At 47.8% G+C, this 19,868-nt stretch carries 15 protein-coding genes and 1 tRNA gene; 8 read left to right on the top strand and 8 right to left on the bottom strand.

Annotated features, from left to right (window positions below; all coding sequences use genetic code 11):
• The first annotated feature begins 418 nt into the window (after positions 1-418).
• The 3 genes from H6G89_RS01980 (at position 419) to H6G89_RS01970 (ending at position 5,028) form a co-directional block, all read left to right on the top strand.
• Positions 419-2,686 carry a transglycosylase domain-containing protein gene (locus H6G89_RS01980; RefSeq protein WP_190503586.1) on the top strand — a complete coding sequence of 756 codons (2,268 nt, stop codon included), beginning with the start codon at positions 419-421 and terminating at the stop codon, positions 2,684-2,686.
• Between the two features lie 240 nt (positions 2,687-2,926).
• A complete protein-coding gene (locus H6G89_RS01975; protein ID WP_190503585.1) occupies positions 2,927-3,214 on the top strand; it encodes an RNA recognition motif domain-containing protein in 288 nt (95 codons plus the stop codon).
• A 311-nt stretch (positions 3,215-3,525) separates the two neighbouring features.
• Positions 3,526-5,028 carry a YcjF family protein gene (locus H6G89_RS01970; protein ID WP_190503584.1) on the top strand — a complete coding sequence of 501 codons (1,503 nt, stop codon included), beginning with the start codon at positions 3,526-3,528 and terminating at the stop codon, positions 5,026-5,028.
• Between the two features lie 369 nt (positions 5,029-5,397).
• On the opposite strand, the gene H6G89_RS35505 is transcribed toward H6G89_RS01970, so the two are convergent.
• Positions 5,398-5,520: a hypothetical protein gene (locus H6G89_RS35505; RefSeq protein WP_255519337.1), complete on the bottom strand. Its 123-nt coding sequence runs from the start codon at positions 5,518-5,520 to the stop codon at positions 5,398-5,400.
• Between the two features lie 372 nt (positions 5,521-5,892).
• Between H6G89_RS35505 and H6G89_RS01965 the strand changes: the two genes are divergently transcribed.
• Positions 5,893-6,444, top strand: coding sequence for a pentapeptide repeat-containing protein (locus H6G89_RS01965; protein WP_190503583.1), 552 nt, complete (start codon positions 5,893-5,895; stop codon positions 6,442-6,444).
• Positions 6,445-8,170: 1,726 nt separating this feature from the next.
• Here the strand turns inward: H6G89_RS01965 and H6G89_RS01960 are convergent.
• A tRNA-Gly gene (locus H6G89_RS01960) sits at positions 8,171-8,242 on the bottom strand.
• Between the two features lie 323 nt (positions 8,243-8,565).
• Here H6G89_RS01960 and H6G89_RS01955 point away from each other — a divergent pair.
• A complete protein-coding gene (locus H6G89_RS01955) occupies positions 8,566-10,833 on the top strand; it encodes an ATP-binding protein (RefSeq protein WP_190503582.1) in 2,268 nt (755 codons plus the stop codon).
• Between the two features lie 87 nt (positions 10,834-10,920).
• Positions 10,921-11,757 carry an Npun_R2479 family HD domain-containing metalloprotein gene (locus tag H6G89_RS01950; protein WP_190503581.1) on the top strand — a complete coding sequence of 279 codons (837 nt, stop codon included), beginning with the start codon at positions 10,921-10,923 and terminating at the stop codon, positions 11,755-11,757.
• A 19-nt stretch (positions 11,758-11,776) separates the two neighbouring features.
• Here the strand turns inward: H6G89_RS01950 and H6G89_RS01945 are convergent, their stop codons facing one another.
• Complete coding sequence (locus H6G89_RS01945; protein ID WP_190503580.1) at positions 11,777-11,920, bottom strand: hypothetical protein; 144 nt, start codon at positions 11,918-11,920, stop codon at positions 11,777-11,779.
• 59 nt (positions 11,921-11,979) lie between these two features.
• Here H6G89_RS01945 and H6G89_RS01940 point away from each other — a divergent pair, with 59 nt between their 5' ends.
• On the top strand, positions 11,980-12,207 hold the full coding sequence (locus H6G89_RS01940; RefSeq protein WP_190503579.1) for a hypothetical protein: 228 nt from the start codon (positions 11,980-11,982) through the stop codon (positions 12,205-12,207).
• Here the strand turns inward: H6G89_RS01940 and H6G89_RS36090 are convergent.
• From H6G89_RS36090 to psaK, 3 genes are all read right to left on the bottom strand, one after another.
• The gene (locus H6G89_RS36090) at positions 12,175-12,792 is read right to left on the bottom strand and encodes a peptidoglycan-binding domain-containing protein (RefSeq protein ID WP_190503578.1); all 618 of its coding nucleotides are present in this window, start codon (positions 12,790-12,792) and stop codon (positions 12,175-12,177) included. The two genes, H6G89_RS01940 and H6G89_RS36090, sit on opposite strands and share 33 nt — an antisense overlap.
• A gap of 121 nt (positions 12,793-12,913) precedes the next feature.
• On the bottom strand, positions 12,914-14,116 hold the full coding sequence (locus H6G89_RS01930) for a site-2 protease family protein (protein WP_190503577.1): 1,203 nt from the start codon (positions 14,114-14,116) through the stop codon (positions 12,914-12,916).
• A 588-nt stretch (positions 14,117-14,704) separates the two neighbouring features.
• Entirely contained in the window at positions 14,705-14,971 is a 267-nt protein-coding gene (gene psaK, locus H6G89_RS01925; protein ID WP_190503576.1) for a photosystem I reaction center subunit PsaK, read from the bottom strand.
• A gap of 359 nt (positions 14,972-15,330) precedes the next feature.
• Between psaK and H6G89_RS01920 the strand changes: the two genes are divergently transcribed.
• Entirely contained in the window at positions 15,331-15,999 is a 669-nt protein-coding gene (locus H6G89_RS01920; protein ID WP_190503575.1) for a phosphoribosylanthranilate isomerase, read from the top strand.
• Between the two features lie 38 nt (positions 16,000-16,037).
• Here H6G89_RS01920 and H6G89_RS01915 read toward each other — a convergent pair whose 3' ends face one another.
• Together H6G89_RS01915 and H6G89_RS01910 are read right to left on the bottom strand one after the other, a co-directional pair.
• Complete coding sequence (locus H6G89_RS01915; protein WP_190503574.1) at positions 16,038-16,841, bottom strand: DUF928 domain-containing protein; 804 nt, start codon at positions 16,839-16,841, stop codon at positions 16,038-16,040.
• A gap of 601 nt (positions 16,842-17,442) precedes the next feature.
• On the bottom strand, positions 17,443-19,866 hold the full coding sequence (locus H6G89_RS01910; protein WP_190503573.1) for a CHASE2 domain-containing protein: 2,424 nt from the start codon (positions 19,864-19,866) through the stop codon (positions 17,443-17,445).
• Positions 19,867-19,868: the final 2 nt, after the last annotated feature.

The following is a 19,868-nucleotide window of genomic DNA, read 5'->3' as shown; positions in this document are numbered from 1 at the left end:
CAGTTGCAATTCTCTAATCAGGTTAAAATAGTTGCTCTATATACCCAGAGTTCCCTAACTTTTTGGATTACCAACAGAGCAAAAAAAAGATTGGGATGACAGGGATCTTTCGTTGGAATTATGCAAAGACATGCCCGTGAGATTCGCTTACTATCGTGTCTCCGATGCTGTTTTGACATTACCAAACATGATTAAAACGGATTATGAATTAAGAAAAAGGTTGCTTCCGTAAATCTACAGATATGAGATGTTACAGTATGCTCAATTCATTGCAATAGAAAGCAGTTCACCTACGGGGTAATCGCTCTTTTGAGATAAACCCAATGATGTGGCAGTGAGTAGAATAGGATGTAACAAATTCGGAACTCAAGTACAACTGAGTGTTGCCTTTCTCTGTATAGCTCTGCGCTAACTGTACATGACCCCACCCCAAACGCCTCCTCAACCCCCTAATCAACCCAAAACTCTGTTGAACGTCATTACCCAGGCTGTTCAAACGGTTCAGGCAAAGATCAACTTCTCAAAACTGATTCTCAAGCCTAATGCGAGAGTGCCAGAACTGTTGGTGCAAGAGGCAGAGTCACCTAAAGCAGAAACCTATCCGCTTTTGGGAGAGCGATATGTGTTGGGGCGCAGTTCTAAATCCTGTGACATTGTGGTGCGAAATCCCGTTGTCAGTCAGGTTCACCTCTCCCTGACGCGCATGGGAGGACGGAATACTCCCTTTTTAATCAAGGACGAAAATTCCACCAATGGCATCTACCGTGGCAAACGCCGCCTCAATACCCTGGAGCTACGACACGGAGATGTGTTGACTTTAGGACCGCCGGAGTTGGCAGCTTCTGTGCAGTTGCGGTACGTCGATCCACCTCCCTGGTATGCCAAGGTTTTTCGGTATGGGCTGTATGGTTTTACCGGGGTGAGTGCTCTGGTGGGGCTCTGGGTGGGGGTGCAGGGGCAACGCTTTTCGGTGTATCCGTTGCCAGAATCGGTTCAAGGTCCGGTGGTGGTCTATGCACGCGATCGCCAGACTCCATTACGTGAGCCGCGCAACCGTGCCCATATTGAGATGCAACGGTTATCAGATTTCTCCCCTTATTTGCCTCAGGCAGTGCTTGCCTCTGAAGACTCTCGTTATTACTGGCACCTGGGCATTGATCCGATTGGTATCTTGCGTGCCCTGGTGACCAATATTCGAGGGGGTGAGATCCGGGAAGGTGGAAGCACTATCAGCCAGCAATTGGCACGGAGTATTTTTCGGGAGTATGTTGGCACCGAAGATTCAGCGGGGCGCAAGCTGCGGGAAGCAGTTGTCGCTCTCAAGCTAGAAACCTATTACAGCAAGAACTATTTGCTATTGATGTATCTCAACCGTGTCTATCTGGGTAATGGTACCTATGGGTTTGAGGATGCAGCACAGTTCTATTTTGGTAAGTCAGCACGTGATTTATCGATTTCTGAGGCGGCGACGCTGGTGGGTATTCTACCTGCTCCCAATGCCTTTAACCCGGTGCAAGACTACGACACGGCAGTAGAGCTACGGGATCGCATTATCAACCGTATGGCAGCACAGGGCATGATCACGGCTCAAGAGGCACAACGGGCAAGGCGATCGCGCATTGAAATTAACCCTGCTGCTGTTGAAGAATTGCGCAGCACGATTGCTCCCTACTTTTATAGCTACGTCTTTGACGAGTTAGAAACGCTATTGGGGGAGGAGCTTGCTCAAGAGGGCAATTTCATTGTTGAAAGTACGCTAGAGCCTCGCTTTCAAACGACCGCAGAGACTTCTCTACAAGCGGCGATCGACAATAATGGAGCCGCTGCTGGGTTCTCGCAAGGAGCGTTGGTGACACTCGACTCCAGCACAGGGGGTGTGCTCTCCCTGGTGGGGGGATACAACTTTCAGGAGAGCCAGTTTAATCGAGCAACCCAGGCTCTACGCCAACCCGGTTCGACGTTTAAGGTGTTTGCCTTCACAGCGGCGATCGAGCAGGGCATCTCTCCGGGTCGATCCTACTCCTGCGATGACCTGGAGTGGGGTGGACAGGTGTTTGAGGGGTGCCGCTCCAGAGTCAGCAGTATGGATGTAGACACGGGTCTAGCTCTTTCAGAAAACGTGGTTGCGTTGAGAGTGGCTCAAGATGTGGGGCTAAATCAGGTTGTCAATATGGCTGATCGGATGGGCATTCAATCTGAACTCAATCCGGTGCCCGGACTCGTATTAGGGCAGAGCGAAGTGACCCTACTGGAGTTGACTGGAGCCTACGGAACGCTAGCCAACAACGGCAACTGGAACCGTCCCCATGCAATTAATCGAATTTTGGACAGCAGCGACTGCACTGACCCCAATAACCCTGAAACCTGTCGAGTAATTTACGATATCGCGACCGACCCCCAAATCAATGTTCCTGTCTTAGATGCAAGAATTGCAGGCACTATGACTGACCTGCTTCAGGGAGTCATCCGCAATGGCACAGGGCGTAACGCCTATCTGGGCCTGGGTGAGGCGGGTAAAACAGGGACCAATAACGATAATCGCGACCTCTGGTTTGTTGGCTATATTCCCAATCGCAACATTGTTACTGGAATATGGTTTGGAAATGATGACAATACCCCAACGTCAGGGGCAAGTGCTCAAGCGGCTGAACTTTGGGGTAACTATATGGGTGAAATTGTGCGATAAAACACTTATAAATGACGTAAAAAACTCAATTAAACAGGCAAATTCTAATGGTTATGTAAATCTATGAAAAGCTTTAGAAAAGCACATGCCTGTTTGGTTGATATGCTACTGCCATTTGTCAGAAGATCAGCTATGATCACAGCGAAGTAAAGTTTGGTAATAGCCTGAGGAATGTTTTATTAACGTTCCCAAGGGTACTGCCTAACTCGCCCCTACATCAAATTTGGTTTGGAGAGGATCGTGACTATTTACGTTGGCAACCTGTCTTTTCAGGCTACCGAAGAGGATTTGCGCGAAGTTTTTGCCGAGTATGGCAAAGTCAGTCGAGTAAGCCTCCCTACGGATCGGGAAACAGGCAGAAAACGAGGTTTTGCTTTTGTCGAAATGGAGGATGAATCGAAAGAGGATGAGGCGATCGCCGACCTCGATGGGGCTGAATGGCTTGGTCGAGAGATTCGAGTCAATAAAGCTAAGCCTCGTGAAAATTATCGCGGTTCTAAGAGTGGCGGTGGTGCTCCCAGAGCTTAGGCTTTTTAATCGCCATACCTGATTGCAATACGTCACCATAGCAGCAATTCGAGAAGCCTGTAGGATGTTCTCGAAATTGCTGCTAGTTTATGGTGACTGCTAGCCGATTTAATGTCGGTGGTAATGCTGTTTGGAATTTGAGGTCTGGTGCCGTGGCACTTCGTTGCCGATGCCAATTCTTTATGCCTCATATCAGGTAGCGATAACGCCAACAGAGCAATTTACCAGGATGACGAGATTTGAGATCATCTCGATGAGATCATCTCTAGAAGATCGTCTCTACAATGGTTCTATTGAAACTAGATCCATTCATGTCACGATCGCGCCTTCTAGTCACTATTGTCAGCATCCTCCTTGCGTTGGGATCGTTGCTGTGGCTAGCTGACGTGCTGATTCGGCTATATGCCAGTCTCTCTTTTGTCTCGCCGCTGTTGGCCAATCTAGTCCTGGGAGTTGTGTTAGCTCTCCTGACGACGTTGATAGCAAGCTTAATTTACTATGCCGTTTTGTTTTTGCGTCCTCCCCGTCGCAAACAACCCGCAAAAACGTTTGTTGAAAAAACAGATGCGGCTACAGAAACACTGCGAGCCGTAGAACGGCAAGTTGCCCAGATTCAAGATGAGGTCGTTCGGCAAGCATTGCTCGATCGTTCGCGTGAAATCCAGGCGATCCTATCTCAGGGACCGTTGCATTTGCTAGTGTTTGGTACTGGGTCAGCGGGTAAGACGTCAATCGTGAATGCGATCGTTGGACGTATGGTCGGGCAAGTGGGCGCACCGATGGGAACGACCACTCTCGGAGAAACGTACTCCTTTCAGTTAAGAGGATTGGAACGAGAGATTTGGATCACAGATACCCCCGGTATTTTAGAAACAGGGGTTGCAGGGACTGAGCGAGAACAACTCGCCCGTCAATTGGCAACAGAAGCCGATTTACTGTTGTTTGTTTTGGACAACGACTTGCGTCAGTCGGAATATGAGCCGTTGCGATCGCTTGTAAGAATTGGGAAACGATCGCTCATCGTTCTCAATAAATCTGACTTATATACGGAGGCTGATCGAGAGGCAATTTTGGCTCGATTACGGCAACGAGTCCAGTCAATTGTTGCGGCTGAAGATGTCGTGGCGATCGCGGCAAACCCTCAAGTGGTTGTTTTAGAGAATGGCGATCGCTTTCAACCAGAACCCGATATCTTGCCGCTACTGCGGCGGATTGCCGCCATTTTGCGACTTGAAGGTGAAGACCTGATTGCAGACAACATCCTATTGCAATCGCAACGCTTGGGTGAAGAAGCGCGTCGGTTGCTAGATGCTCAACGATTACGGCAAGCCGAGAAGATTGTCGATCGATTTCAGTGGATCGGAGCGGGTGTGGTTTCAGTCACTCCCTTGCCAGGAATTGATCTGTTGGCAACAGCAGCCGTCAACGCTCAAATGGTGGTGGAGCTAGGTCAGGTGTATGGCTGTGAACTCAACATTGAGCGAGGTAAAGAACTAGCATTTTCGCTGGCTAGAACCCTGGTCAGTCTAGGAGTTGTCAGAGGGGCGATCGAGCTTTTTTCGATTGCTTTGCAAACAAATATTGGTACCTTTGTCATCGGCAGAGCCATTCAGGGAGTGACAGCTGCATATTTAACTCGCATTGCAGGCAAAAGTTTTATCGAATACTTCCGCCGCAACCAGGAATGGGGAGATGGTGGCATTACTGAAGCTGTTCAGATGCAGTTCCAACTGAATCGCCGGGATGAGTTCATCAAGGCTTTTGTTCAAACGGCGATCGATCGTGTGGTCAAACCTTTGACCCAAACTGATTGAGCATCCAATGAGACTAAACAACACAGTACAGCTGTAGTTACATTCGACGGGGCGAAGGCAAGGCAGAAAGCTCCTCATAATCAGTGGTTGACCCAGTGCCTTTGTCCTAATACCGATTTAAAGAGTTTTGCGAACAAATCAGAGTTACGGAGGGGTTTGGCACTGCCAAACCCGTACAAGCATGCGTCGCCTTTTCAATTCAAATTGGTATAAGTTTTCTGATCAAAGCTATATCCCTCTTTAATCACTTTGGATGGAGAGTATTTTTTTGAAAGCCTTCTAGCTTCTAGCTAGGAATGTACGCATGGAGGCTGGGTGCATCTGACGGTTAGGGGAGTGGCGGTTAAAACCGCAGACTTCGGCGTGAGCTCAGTCGAACGCTACCAGAACAAAACCTGCCTTGTATGTTGAGAGAAGGTGGCAGACCGATTCTGCCTGGGTCAAAACCGCAGCCTGCGTCGGCGGACTTCGATCGGATAGCCGCGCATTCATTCGCCAGGTTCAATTCCCCCATCACTAGATGCACCCATGGAACCGTTGCTTTAGGAGGCAGAGCCTCCGTCACTCTATTTCCAAGCAGGAGCTTGGAAACGAGGTTTGTATGAGATTTGTTTACGAAGAGAGTGACAGAAGAGGGATATAGCGATCGCCAAAACCATTAGAGCATTGAATTTGAGCCCTGCTCCGAGGACTGCGATTAATCGCGTCTGTCCTGTTGAGTGCCTTGTCTTAACTAAGGTAACTGTGACTATGACTCTCCTAAATCATGCACGAAAGTTAAAGAGGAATTGGGGCTTTGTCTCCCGGAAGAGAGCATTGTCCCTCCGCCCCCTCATTCTCATCAGTCAAATAGGACTACTACAGGTGATCAAAAATTATGAGATTTGGGGAAAATTAATTATTAAACTTTTGTGTGTGGTTGTATGGCTAACCAGGCAACCATTCACACTCTCAAAACCGATTCATGCAAGAGGTTCTCTAAACAGAAAATCGTCAGTGGAGGGAAGTATGAGACTTATTACTCTAGCAGCTACTTTTTTATTGACCCTTTTTTGTTTCATTACACCTGCTCAAGCGGCTAACCCTGATCATGTCAAGCAACTCCTTGAACAACGTTCATGTATTGGATGCGATCTCAGTACGGCTGATTTAAGGCACAAGGATTTAAGAGGTGTCAACTTGAGTAACGCTAACTTAAGCCACGCTGATTTGAGTAAGGCAGATCTAATGGCAGTGAATTTTAAGGATGCGAATTTGAGTGGAGCAGATCTTAGTGATGCGAATCTTTTAGTAGTTAACTTAACGGGTGCAAATTTAGAAAATGCCACCTTGAAGAACGTTAACCTCAACAGCGCAACAATTTGCAACACAATTGGACCTGACAAAACATTGTCTAAGCGCGATTGTGTGAGTTGAGAATTGTTGGTAGTTTCTTTAGAAGATAATGTTTCTGCTGAGAGTGGTGTAGCTCACACATTGCAGAAACATTATCTTCAAAGTATTACTTTCGTTAAGGATAATAATTTCAAAATTAGTTGCGCATCGCACTGAATGGGGAGGAGTACATCTTTAAGTGGTGTCCTCTCGTAATGTGTTTGAAGTATCTACAAAGATCAATATAAATGATGGGTTTTAAGTATAGTAAATCTCAAAACCCATCTTGATGTTGGACACTCTGATGAATGCCACAACTTGCAAACGTTAACCTCTTGACGAAGATTTGACTCTAATGGTAAGGCTGCATTCGGCTAACTAAAGACTGTAACCTCTCCAACGGATATTCAGCCATAAAACTATCCCAAGAACGGGCTATCCCATTCGTTGTGTAGACATAAAGCACTCCTTCTACTTTTCGGCTGGACACTACTAGACCAAGAGCTTTAGCCAGATTGAAGCACTGAGTAAACTCGTCAGGATTCATATTTTGAAATGAGTCTTTAAGTAAAAAGTTTGGAGTAACGATTGTAACAAGAATCTTGGGGTAATTTCATGTACCTATAGGCGTTATTTTTATCACAAAGTATGTGCAATGAATAAGAGTTGATATATCGACTGAACTGACAAGACAAGATTAAAAATTGCGGGAATATCTTGACAAAATGCTTTCTTGATTTGTAGAACTTCTATAAGCCCACTACATAGGTGAGCAAAGCATCTTTTAGTTAGAGCTACTGACTATAGACCTAGTGCATAACAGGTCGGCAAGGTTAAATTTGTGGAGGCGCAAGGGTTGATTTGCAGGGTTCCTGCGGAGAGTCAGAGTCTTTGTCTGCCGTTCGACCCAACCAAAGTTCCACTGTCAAGCCAGGGAAGAGAAATTTGGCTACTTTCCATTCAAATTGATTGAAGAGGGATACCGTGACTCCGCAGACCTAAGAGTTATTCTGCTACTTTAAATGGCTACAGACTTGGGATAAATCAGGTGTTAAGTTGCCGGAATCAGCTGCCCCACCAATGCACTCTTCATAGTCTGCTCGCCCAATGAGTCTAGGGTTGAAAATAGACACTCCAAACCAAACGGCGATAATTGTCGCAACACCTATTCCCACTAGAGTTACCGGGTCTTTACTCATCTCTTCTGCCCTAGCTCTACTTCAAGTGTGAAATGAGTAGTGCTTTTCTTCCTCTAACTTAGGAATAGGGATGCTGGCTTCTGACAAATCTTTTATGCTTGGCGATTTAAATCGCAGCGATAGAAGCAAAACCCGCCGACGCGGGTTACAGAAAACCTTGATGCATCGAGTCCGTGAAGGCAGACTTCGATCGGATAAGCGCGAATTCAATTCGCCAGCCACAACATAGAATATCAGAGGTTTCAGAACTTTTGTCAATCAGCCAGGTAAGGGAGTTGGGTGTGATTATTATCTCTGTAAATGGCTTCTTCCTGTTAATACAGGTTCTCTCCAGGAGGTGTTAGTGTTCCATACAGAAGCTCTCTAAACACACACGATTTGAAGGAAGTGAAATACTTATTGAGATCTGAGTGTAGCTCTAATGTTGTAATTGCGGTTATTAATTCATCACTCAAACACTGGTTTGTGTCTAACGAAAACATTCACTCAGTTTGAACTTGTTATCGATCAAAATTCTACTGACTGGTGTGTGAATTAAATACCCGTTGAGATACTTTGATCTGGAAATAAGCGGGTGATGGGACTCGAACCCACGACATTCAGCTTGGGAAGCTGACGTTCTACCACTGAACTACACCCGCAATATTCTAAGAATAGCATCTACTGAAACCTTTGCAGTAGCAACTATTGATTGGGGCGATCGCGACTGCTTAGCCTGCCGTTTCTGCCTCATTTCTGCCCTAAAAGGCGTTTGATTAGTAGTTCAAGTGTATTAATCCTGATAGAAAACTTATACAAAAGGGCATACTAATCCGGGAAGCGAATCAATTTGCAGGAATAGAGTAAATTACACGGTCATCTGCGTTTGCTCTAGCATCTACAAACCGGCATCTACAAAACTGACTCTAAATTTTTTAATTGCCTCGTCCTTAGAGTAGTCGAAGCTCAAGAATTTTTAGCTCACATGCGACTGATTGCATCGTCACGCAAACAGCATATTTCAAGAACTCAGCGCAGGACGTTAGGGTTGAGAGCAGCATTGATAGGGGCAATTTTGATTACGATCAGTGCTTCTGCTGGCGTTGTTCATTTTTCCTGGCTCATTCTATCAAAGCGTAATGTTGATAGCATTATTACTCAAGTTAATCAAGAGTTAACCAGGGGTACGTTTCAAGAAGTTGGTAATATTTTTAGTAATGTTTCATCGACTCAAAATATTATTCAACGGGCATTCACTCGCAATCTCGTCAATCTCCAAAACCCCAGGGAAAGAGAAGCCTTTTATTTGAGTTTGTTAGAGGCAAACCCAAGTTTTGCTGCGATTGAGTTTGGCTATCGCAATGGGGATTATTTTGGAGTTCAAAATACTCAGGATGACGAGATTAATGTCATCAGCCGTCAATGGAATCCTCAAACTCAGCAATCTTCCAATACAACGGTTAGTTATCAAGAAGGTAGCTCGGAACTGCGTGTAATGGGCACTCAAGAAATAACCGATCAATACTATTCCCCCAGACAACCCTGGTATCAGATTGCAGCTCAAAACCTGAATCAGTTGTCGTGGAGTGATGTCTACATGTTTCGAGCTACCCGTACACCGGGAATTAGCTCGTCAATGCCATTAAGGCTTCAAGGCAAGTTTATTGGTGTCATTAATATTTCATTTGAGTTAAAACAAATCTCACAGTATCTTCAAACGCTGGATCAAGAAGGTAAAAGCATTATTTTTATTGCAAATTCTAAAAGTGAATTAATTGCGACGTCAGATGCACAGGAAACAACTTACATTATTGTTAATGACACGGTTCGATTAAAGCGATTAGAAGAGACAAACAATTCCTATTTGCAAATTGCTGTTCAGACCCTAAGAACGAATCAAGCCTCAATTAGCAGCGTGACCGCTGAACGAACTCTTACGTATCAGGATGGACCCTTCGGAGAGAAATACTTCATTTCTTTAGCCCCAGTGGGATATTTAGATTGGGTAGTGGGGACGGTTATTCCAGAATCAAACTACCTGGAGGGAATTAATCAGGCTAATACAAATACAACGATTGGGTTGGCGTTAGCTGCATTAGGGCTTGCAACGTTGATGAGTATTGTTGCCTCCCGCTGGATTACAACCCCAATTCGCAAACTCAGCACGGCTAGTAGTGCGATCGCCTTGGGCGACTTAAACCAAGCGGTTGAGGTTCAAGGCATCCGAGAACTCAACGTTTTAGCGCAGTCATTTAATCGCATGGCAAAGCAACTGCGAGAGTCTTTTACAGAACTGGAGAAAACCAATGAAGCATTGGAACAACGGGTTGAAGAGCGAACCGTTGCCCTCAAAGATGCTCTGCACAATCTTCAACAAACGCAAGCCCAACTAGTTCAAACAGAGAAGATGTCGAGTTTGGGTTTGATGATTGCTGGGATTGCCCATGAAATCAACAACCCGGTGAACTTCATTCACGGTAATTTGTGCCACGCTCATCAATACACACGTGATTTGTTAGCTCTGGTTGACTTTTGCGAGAAACATTGCGTCCACGCTTTCCCTGAGATTGAAGCGCAGATTGAGGAGATCGACCTTGATTTTATTCGTGAAGATTTGCCAAAACTATTGAATTCAATGCAAATTGGAGCCGATCGCATTCGAGAAATTGTCAAGTCTCTGCGGGTTTTCTCTCGGCTTGACGAGGCAGAGGTCAAAGAAGTGGATATTCACGAGGGTATTGATAGCACCTTGATGATTTTGCACAGTCGATTACGAGCCAAACCGGGATATTCGGTGATTGAAGTGGTTCGAGAATATGGTCAGTTGCCGTTGGTGCAATGCTATGCCGGACAGCTCAACCAAGTGTTTATGAACTTGCTGACCAATTCAATTGATGCACTGCATCAGAGCCAGCAAAGGCAAGTTCATCAATCACCGGAGACGTTGCCATATCAGATTCGTATTCGTACCGAGGTTCTAAACTCTGATTGGGTCGCCATTCATATTATTGACAACGGTGCAGGAATGACCGAGCAAGTCCGCTCTAAATTGTTTGATCCCTTCTTTACAACCAAACCTGTCGGGCAGGGAACCGGGTTGGGGTTGTCAATCAGCTACCAGATTGTTGTCGAAAAGCACGGTGGTAAGCTCTATTGTTGCTCCGCTCCTAATCAAGGGGCAGAATTTGTTGTTGAGATTCCGATCAAGGCGCACTTCAATCATGAAGATAAGCTGGCTAAGTACCCTCAGTAACCTCTCTTACACGTTTTCCTGAGTATGATAGTCAGTGATATATTCTGCGCGATCGCCCGCTTCTGTTGACGACAGGTGAGTTTTAGGATGTTTAACGCCACTGAACTGCTAATAGATGCTTTTGTTAAACAGCTCAAAGACGGCTACCAGCGTACCTATGGGGGTTGGAAGTCTAACTATGAAGACATCATTGGTTGGGTAGGGTCAATGGCGTTAGAGAACATTGCCAACAGCGATGCGCTCTACCACAATGTTGAACACACAATTTTGGTAACGCTAGTCGGTCAAGAGATACTTCGAGGAAAACATATCCGCGAAGGAGGAGTGTCTTGTGAAGATTGGCTACACTTCATCATTTCCCTGGTATGCCATGACATTGGTTACGTCAAAGGCGTTTGTCGCAACGACCGAGAAGGGTGGTACGCAACGGGCAAGGCGGGTGAGATGATCAACCTGCCGCCTGGTTCCTCAGATGCGGCGTTGACCCCTTATCATGTCGATCGCGCCAAATTGTTTATCGATGAGCGGTTTGGCGGACACAGCCTGATTAATGCTGAAACTGTAAAGTCCAACATTGAGTTAACTCGCTTTCCAGTGCCCAAAGCGGAAGACCACCAGGACACAATGAATTTTGCAGGTTTGCTGCGAGCATCTGATCTCATTGGTCAATTGAGCGACCCCCGCTATCTCAAAAAAATTGGGGCACTGTTTTATGAATTTGAAGAAACCGGAGTGAATAAGGCGTTGGGCTATCGTCATCCGGGAGACTTGCGCAAAAACTACCCCAAGTTTTATTGGAATGGGGTCTATCCTTACGTTAAGGATGGCTTACATTATCTGGAGTTAACTCAACAGGGCAAGCAAATCATAGCCAATCTCTATTCCAACGTGTTTGTAGTGGAACACGAGCCATCCAGTGTTTAGGAGATTGCTGAGAAAGAATCTACCAATCGGTCTTCGGTAGGGACATTTTGCGAAACGCCTGACGGTATAACCGTAGCCACATTCGATGAGGTGGAGGCAAGCTAGGAAGCTTTCCCAGCATCAGGATTTGAGCCGTAACCTTTGTCCTAAGCTTTCTGACCAAAGCTATATTTTGGTTCCTGGAAAATCTTCTTAGCGTTAGGTTGGGTTCGAGATTGGCGAATGAATTCGCGGCTACTCGAGCGAAGTCCGCCGACGCGGACTCCAGAAAATGCAGGATTTGACGAACCGACGCAGGTTGATTTTGCCCCCGATAGCGGCGGTTTTAACCGCCGAAATCCTTATCCCGAATTCAAGTTTCTTAGCGTTAGCTTGGGTTCGAGATTGGCTTTGCAGTCTGGCAAATCGATAGCCCAGCTATCTAGGACGATAGGCAACACGAGCATCTAACCCAGAGCGTCTCAAGTCTCGCGAGAGGCTCTCTGCTTCTGAGCGGCGGGCAAACGACCCTGCTCGGATATAAGCTCCCCGTCGAGCACGAGGGACGATGTAAGCGTCGGGAGCAAGCTGTTGAGCTTGAAACAGTTCTGCCTCATTGATGCCAGGGATCACGACAACATAGGGATTGGTTGTAGAGACGATTGGGGCATTTAAACCGACAGTGTTGCCGGAAGATCCATAAAAGTTATCGTAGGGAACTGTTGGGACAGGGGGTAAAGTTCGACCAGTTAAGCTGCCCAGACCCAATGCTCTCAGAGTTTGGGGTCCAGCAATACCATCTGCGTCAAGTCCATTGGCAAGCTGAAACCGGAGGACTGCCGACTCCGTTTGATCACCATAGATGCCGTCTACTGGGATGCCAAGGGCACTTTGAATGGCTTCGACTTCCACACCAACGTCGCCACGCTGATAGATTTGGGCGATCGCCTCTGTCGCCCAGCTACAAACCGAAAGCACAATAGCAAGGTTAAGAATCTTAAACCACAGCGATCGCGTAATAGAGCGGAGTTGAATAGACGCAGGTTGAGATCTCATAGCATTTTGGATGAAATATTGGGGCTGAGCGAACTGGCTTAAGTTGAATTTTCATTAGACAAATTTCATTAGACACAGATGTAGCAGTTTTTCCCTCCTGATGGCAATCCCATTGGGAGTTCTATTTGGCGAGAGACTTAGCGATCGAAGAGAGGGGTAGTCCGGGCGGATACGTGTCATCGTCCTTGACACGAGTGATGGTGGTGTCTGAAATCGCAATATTAAGGCGTTCACTCACGGCTCGAACGATATCTCCGCGATCAATCACTCCTGCAATGGAGCCTGCGGACGATAACACAGGAATAGAGCGCAATTGGTGAGTTTCTAGCAGGTTGATGACCATTGCCAGGGAGGTCATTTCTGTCACGGTGGGAATGTCGTTCAAGGGGTGGGCGATCGCCTCTACAGGGCTATCCCAGTGGCTCTTTTCGAGATGGCGCAGTTGATTCACATCAATCATGCCGCGATAGCGTCCATCCGAAACAGCAAAAAACAAAGGAGAGGCGGTTTCCCGCGACAGGTAATTCTGAGTGAATTCATTGATGCTTAAATGGGCATCAATCACCCGAAAGTCACGGGTCATAGCCGTTGAGGCATGAAGCTGAATGAGTGCCTCTTGCAGGTCAGATACTTGCATGTAGGTTGTGGCATTGCGAACCACAAACCAACCCAAAAACGCGATCCACAGATACCAAAGGTTAGAAGACGTCAAAAACCCAATTGCACAAGAGAAGATTGCTATCCAGCCCAGGGCTTGTCCAATTCTGGCTGCCCAGCGGATGCTCTTAAGGTGATTCCCTGTTAACTGCCAAATAGCGGCTCTAAGCACCTGCCCGCCATCCAGAGGAAGACCGGGGATCATATTAAACAGAGCCAAGACCAGGTTCAACCACGCCAACTCCTCCAGAATAGTAGCCGTGGGATCCGAGAAGGCAAGCAACCGCACTGTGAGAATGAACAATAGAAACAGCACAAAACTCACCGTGGGACCAGCGATCGCCACTTGAAAGGTCTGATGGGGGGTTTTAAATTCATCCTGGTCGATGGCAGCGATGCCCCCAAACAGGAACAGGGTAATCGAATTTACTGGAATCCCGTGCGATCGCGCCACAAGGCTATGCCCCAGTTCATGCAACACAGCGGATGTAAACAGCAGTAGAGCCATCACAAGCCCCGCTATCCATGTGACAGAGGTACTCCAATCGCGATCGCGCCATACCCAACCGCCATACCACAGGGTAATCAACGCCAGAATATAGAACCATGAAATGTCGATGAATAGCGGAATGCCAAAAATAGAACCGATACGCCAACCCAGTTTCATGGTGCTCTGCTCCACAACATTTACTTTATTGCCCGCTTGGCTAGCATCTTCAGTAAGCCCATGGGGCTACAGTTATAACCACAAGTCCTCTCAGACCCCTAAATCCCCTAGCTTTGGGAACCTTTGAGCCTTTGTCAAAGGGGCTTGACCCGATTAGAAACACCCGGACTTGGAACCGATGCGAAGCGTGCCTGTGGGTGAACCGAAACACCTTCTGCAAGGGGGGTTGGGGGAGGTTTCCCTAATGCCTGGTTCTCACACGCTTGAAACAACTATGCCTCGGATCCGCAACCCGGATTGACGTTATACCAATCTAAACGGTTCTTGGGGCAAATGTAGGAGGCGTAGGGGTAGGTTTTGTCGTGACGTTAACAGTAAGGTAATAGAGTTATTGCCTTTGTCCTCAGCTTTCTAACCAAAGCTATATATTTTAAGAAGTTTAATCTGCAAAACATAAAGAGGCACGAGAATCTCGCACCTCTGCTCACTTCGAGTATCTTTAAATGGGTTTATGTTGTATTGGCCTAAGAGCACCGCTCTCACACCTTCACCACTGTCACCTCGACAGGGTGGATTTGGGAACCTGGACTAGATAACCCCAGCGTTAGCTAAACCCAAAATGAATCCAGCCCCAAGCAAATGTCCAAAACTAGCCGTTGCCAACAATTCTGGTAAGCCAAACCCAGTAAACATAGCCGGTAATTCTACTGGTAATGCAGGACCCACACCCCGCTTTTGAATGGCATAGTAGCCAATGGCGATCGCAAACAGGTTGCAGGCAATCATGATAAATGCAACCTTGGGCGACCAGGTAGCGGTGGAAGCGACAGCAAGTACTAAAGTAGAGTGAATCAAGGTTTATTCTCCTAACTTTAACGAATGGTGGCTATAGCAATCGAAGAGTTAATTAGGATGAGGTGCAGGGCTACCTCTGGTTGGGGGTATCCCCATAACCTTCTGTCTTAATTGTTAAAACGGTTGCTATAAACGATGGAAAAGAAATCACAAGGATTATAAAAAGTAGCTTGCTTTAAACAACGTTTTGTTTGAAGAGTTAACATAGACCGTCAAAACTGATACAAATCTATGTAGTCTCTTATTCCTTGAAGCCGTTGGTATAAACTCTGATAGCCCCTGTTAAATGTAGTTTCTAACGATTTCTGGGTTGACCCAGAACGTCTTTGAGCAATACAAATGTTTGTAATTAACCGTAAATGAAAGTAAAGATTTGTGGAATTACCCAGCCTGAACAAGGGAGGGCGATCGCGGATTTGGGAGCCAGTGCTCTGGGGTTTATGTGTGTGTCTCAGTCGCCTCGGTTTGTCACGCCTGAGCAGATTCAAACAATAATTGAGGCATTGGATGGGCGATCGGTCGATCGCGTAGGGGTATTTGCCAATGCCTCAATTGAAGACATTAAACGGGTCGTGGCGATCGCTGATCTCAATGTCATCCAGCTACACGGCAGCGAATCTCCCGACTTTTGTGCTCAGTTGCAAGTTGCTCTGCCACAGGTGTCCCTGATCAAAGCATTGCGAATTCGGACAGGGCAAGATTTGCAGCAAGCCGATCGCTATCAACCCTGGGTTGCTGGGCTGTTGTTAGATGCCTATCACCCCAACTTATTAGGAGGGACGGGCACCACGTTAGACTGGGCAAGCCTGAAAGCGTTTCGTCCCAATCGCCCCTGGTTACTGGCGGGTGGCATCACTCCAGCCAATGTGGCAGAGGCTCTGAAGCAAGTTAACCCAGATGGCATCGATCTTTCGAGTGGCGTGGAGCGATCGCCCGGAGACAAAGATTTGGAAAAAGTAGCCCGATTATTCGAGGTGTTAGAAACCATTGAGCCACACCAACCCCAGGGGACTAGCATGGCTCGATGAACTGATGCCTATTCAACGTGAGTTCGGGATCAGGTTAACTAGTTGGAACTTGGAATCTGGTCAAAGGTGCAACAGGACACAATCGGAGCAGGGGCGATCGCCCCTAAATCTGCTTGCTCCAGTAACTCCGTCCAGGCTGTGGATGTGCGCGAGTCACCCGGATTGTGCTGTTTCAAGGTTGCCAGCAGTGTTAACGCCTCATACCAGATGCCATTAGCCGCATACACAGAGGCTTGCTGTAATGGGGTAGCGGTGCTGAGTTGCTGTTCTAACTCGGATGAAGGGGCGATGCGTTGCACGGAGCCTCTGACAAAGACGGATGCCGAAGGATGAGCCGCATCACAGTAAATTGAAAACGTCCAGTGATAGGTCTTGCCTACTTCTAGCGTCCGTTCTGATGCGTCCAGAGAGACACTGATGATACCAGATTGCGTTTCAAGCGCACTGGCTCTGGTGCGATAGACGTAATTATCTTCGCTATCTTGCAGAACGAATTCGACGGGAACATCGTCGGTCAAGGTATTGGGAATGTGGAACCAGAAGGTGGGGCGATCGAGGGTTGTTAAGCCCCAAACCTTGCCATCCGAGGTGACGGGGGTCAAAGCAGTCAAAGTCTCGTAATTGCGGCATGGACCTCGACTCGCTCCGCCTTGCCGTCTGCCGGAGGGTGCGCCCTGATCTAGGGGAGGTTGAGGTGCAACGAAAACAACCTGTTCCTGATTGAGGGGATCACTGGTTGCCCTAGCCGAACTTTGAACAACGGCAGTTAGCAAACTCGTCAAAATTAAACCGAAGCTACAAACAGAGCGCATAACGTGAAATGGGGGCTGAATAGCAAGCATCGTTGACCTCTAGCAAATGGAAATTAGGTTCGAGGATCGGTATCGACGAATTTGAATCAGTGCAGCCTGTTAAGCATATACATGAGCGTTACTTCAAACAAATATCGGTCCAAACCCAATATTGACCAAGCAGCTATTAGACATTGTTTCCGGAATTGTTATCTCTTGTGTGCTTGATTCTCACAAGAGCTAAAAAAGCAGATGCAATCCTGTATTTCTAGTGCCAGAAGAAATTCCAGGGTTGTCGGAATGACTCTCTAACACCTAATTTGGCACATCTATTTTCTAACTCACCTATAGAGAACTTATATTTTTCTGTTATTTTTTTTACACGAGCCTACATTAGGATAACGCAAATAACTGACTAAGTCTGTAAGAATCAGCGTCATAGTGCTACGCACAAAGCCGAGGACAGAGGGTTATGGGATCTGCGCCCCAGACAAGGGTTGGAACCCCTGTATGCCTGATGTAGAAATGGTCATGATTGTCAGTATCACCGGAGCAGTCATGAATAGGACAACAGAAAAATCAGTCATGGGTTGAAAGATACTGACGCTGTCTGGTAATTAGCTTGTATGGCTGGAAAAACAAGCGGCACGAATCATTTTCTGATTTGTAAAACACCTGATAAGTGTCCCGTTTCGGAGAATTGACCTGAAGTAGAGAAAGATTTGTTCTTGAGGTAGACCACCATACCAGTAGTGGTGGCGAATGCTACAGCCGCTGGAATCAGAGGCACCCACCCTCCCTGAGTGATCAGGAGAACACAAGTTCCGTATAGAACCGCACCCCCTCCGATCGCCCCAATCACCACCTGTCTTGGAGACAGACAGAGCGCAAGCCCCCCTCCAACCAGTGCCCAGCCCAAAATCCATAGACCCTCCTGCCAACCTGACCAGACCCACAACAGCGATCGCCCATCTAGCACTGCACTGAGGATCTGGCTGACCATATGTGCCTGAACGAATACCCCTGACAGTTCTCGAAAGGCATCAGACCCGTAAGGCGTTGCCCAATAGTCTCCTGCACTTACAGCCGTTACTCCAATCAGGACAACTTTGCCCCGGAGTGAATTGGGTTGAGCCGGATTTTGCAGAAATTGAGTCAGAGTTACTTGATCCCCAATTTTGTCAGGATGAGGGAGAGCCCGGTAATTCAATAGAATCTGATTCCCTCCTGCATCAATGCTTTGGTAGCCACCGGAGCGATCGCGCAGGCGAGGAAACTCCGTCTCACCAATCTGGAGATTTCCGGTTGGGGTGAACTGCGCCGAGATACCCATTGCGTGCAGGTAGGTAAAGGCAATTTGGCTGCTGAAGGAATAGGCCGTGGCGCAGGGAGAGAGGGGGTCGGGGGTCATCGAGAGGAGGTGCCGTCGGAGCACCCCATCCTCGTCCTTGAGGAAATCGCTAAAGCCAAGACGGGTTTTAGGCACTTCTGGTGGTGGAGCCACGCCAAAGGAATCGACCTCCGCATCTCGGCTCTTACACACAGCAATGAGGCGATCGCTCTCCCGCAGTTGGTTTGCCAGTTGGGGCTGATCGGCATCCACCGGAAAATCGCGATAGACGTCCAGCCCAATCACTTGGGCATCTGCCTGTTCTAGTTCTTCTAAAAGGCGAGTGAGCGTGGCATCCGATAGGGAACTGCGTCGTTGATCTTGCCCCTGCGCCTGGATATCCGCCTCATCGACCGTGATGATCAACAGGCGGGGATCAGGTTCCTCATGGGGGCGAACTTGCAGCAAGTGGTCTAATGCCCGTAGCTCTAGCGGCTCTAACCAACCCATCCAGCGCACCCCTAACACCGCCCCAGTGATGGCAAGACTGGCAGCCAGTCCCTGCCAAACTTGGCGACGACTGGGTAGGTATTTAGTCCAGCGTTGCCAGGGGGTTGTAGCGGGTGTGAGGTGACTGGGTTGAACACACCAGTCCTTCCAGAAGACAGGCTCCTCGGCAGGGTTTTGGCACACCACCGGAAGCCAGGTGGCACAGGGAAAGTCATGCTCGATTGTCTGGAGATGTTCGCGGGCTTGGCGCACCGCCTTGTAGAGCGACTGACCACTCGCGAAAGCAGGTAAAACTGATGTGAGGAACTCTTGCGCCACCCGATCGGGGACGGGTTCCCGCATGACGATCACCTGGGGAATGTGGAGGTCAGCCAGGTCGTGTGCCAATTCCAATCCATCACAGGAGTTGAAGATAGCGAGTTTTAGCCCGTTGGCGATCGCCTGTTTAAGCCCATAGCGCAGTTGCTCAATGCTGATGCTCTCGGTGGCGTTGAGTTGCATCTGTCCGCCTTGATGGCTGGAGCTATGTCCGGCGAAAAACAGAATATCCCAACTGGAACCCCACAGGTGTTGGTTCAGGGTTGCCAGGTCAGGCTCTACTAAAAAGCTGAGTTCCGCATGGGGCAGTGCTTTTAAAAGTTGGCGATCGTGCTCAGTATCAATGCCATGCGCGTTACCCAAAACTGCCAGAATTCGGACGCGATCGCTCGTTCTAGGGAGGTCGGACTTGATTGACCGTCGATATTCAAACGGGCTCAGGGCGATCTCCGCGTTGGGGTAATCCTCCAAAAATTGCCACAGACACCAGGGCAGGCGTAACACGCCGTTGTCTTCAGCCGTGATAATCAGTCGGACTTCATCACCGGGGTGTAGACGAGTTCGCAGGCTGCGATCGATCTTGCGAAACTCTCTGGCATCTAACCAGCCATTCAATCGCACCTGAAGTTCCCGACAGAGTGCGAAGAACTCTGTTTCTGAGACGTTGGTGACATCGTCTTCAATGATTTCAATCTCTGGAACAGGTGCGGCAGGGGATTGTCGCCAATTTAGCCCGGCATACAACGCTTCATACAGCGATCGCCACTGACGATAGAGGTTTTCTAAATCGGGCGCGGCGGGTAAGCTGCCAGTAAATTGCATGGGTGCTCTACCCGCCTCCCAAAGCTGAGCAATGACAGAGGGAAACCCCTGCTGCCAGTTGCCTCTGCCCAAATTTAAGACGACTAACTGCCCCATAG

The sequence above is a fragment of the Oscillatoria sp. FACHB-1407 genome (assembly GCF_014697545.1).
Lineage (GTDB): Bacteria > Cyanobacteriota > Cyanobacteriia > Elainellales > Elainellaceae > FACHB-1407.
The sequence above is the reverse complement of the archived record's forward strand: the minus strand, read 5'-3'. Positions and strand labels throughout refer to the sequence as shown.

Coding starts and splice junctions, on each gene's coding strand:
- H6G89_RS01930 (WP_190503577.1), bottom strand. CDS start 14,116: ATGAAACTGGGTTGGCGTATCGGTTCTATTTTTGGCATTCCGCTATTC.
- H6G89_RS01940 (WP_190503579.1), top strand. CDS start 11,980: ATGAATTCGCGGCTACTCGAGCGAAGTCCGCCGACGCGGACTCCAGAA.
- H6G89_RS36090 (WP_190503578.1), bottom strand. CDS start 12,792: ATGAGATCTCAACCTGCGTCTATTCAACTCCGCTCTATTACGCGATCG.
- H6G89_RS01920 (WP_190503575.1), top strand. CDS start 15,331: ATGAAAGTAAAGATTTGTGGAATTACCCAGCCTGAACAAGGGAGGGCG.
- H6G89_RS35505 (WP_255519337.1), bottom strand. CDS start 5,520: ATGAATGCGCGGCTATCCGATCGAAGTCCGCCGACGCAGGCTGCGGTT.
- H6G89_RS01910 (WP_190503573.1), bottom strand. CDS start 19,866: ATGGGGCAGTTAGTCGTCTTAAATTTGGGCAGAGGCAACTGGCAGCAG.
- H6G89_RS01950 (WP_190503581.1), top strand. CDS start 10,921: ATGTTTAACGCCACTGAACTGCTAATAGATGCTTTTGTTAAACAGCTC.
- H6G89_RS01970 (WP_190503584.1), top strand. CDS start 3,526: ATGTCACGATCGCGCCTTCTAGTCACTATTGTCAGCATCCTCCTTGCG.
- H6G89_RS01955 (WP_190503582.1), top strand. CDS start 8,566: ATGCGACTGATTGCATCGTCACGCAAACAGCATATTTCAAGAACTCAG.
- H6G89_RS01980 (WP_190503586.1), top strand. CDS start 419: ATGACCCCACCCCAAACGCCTCCTCAACCCCCTAATCAACCCAAAACT.
- H6G89_RS01915 (WP_190503574.1), bottom strand. CDS start 16,841: ATGCTTGCTATTCAGCCCCCATTTCACGTTATGCGCTCTGTTTGTAGC.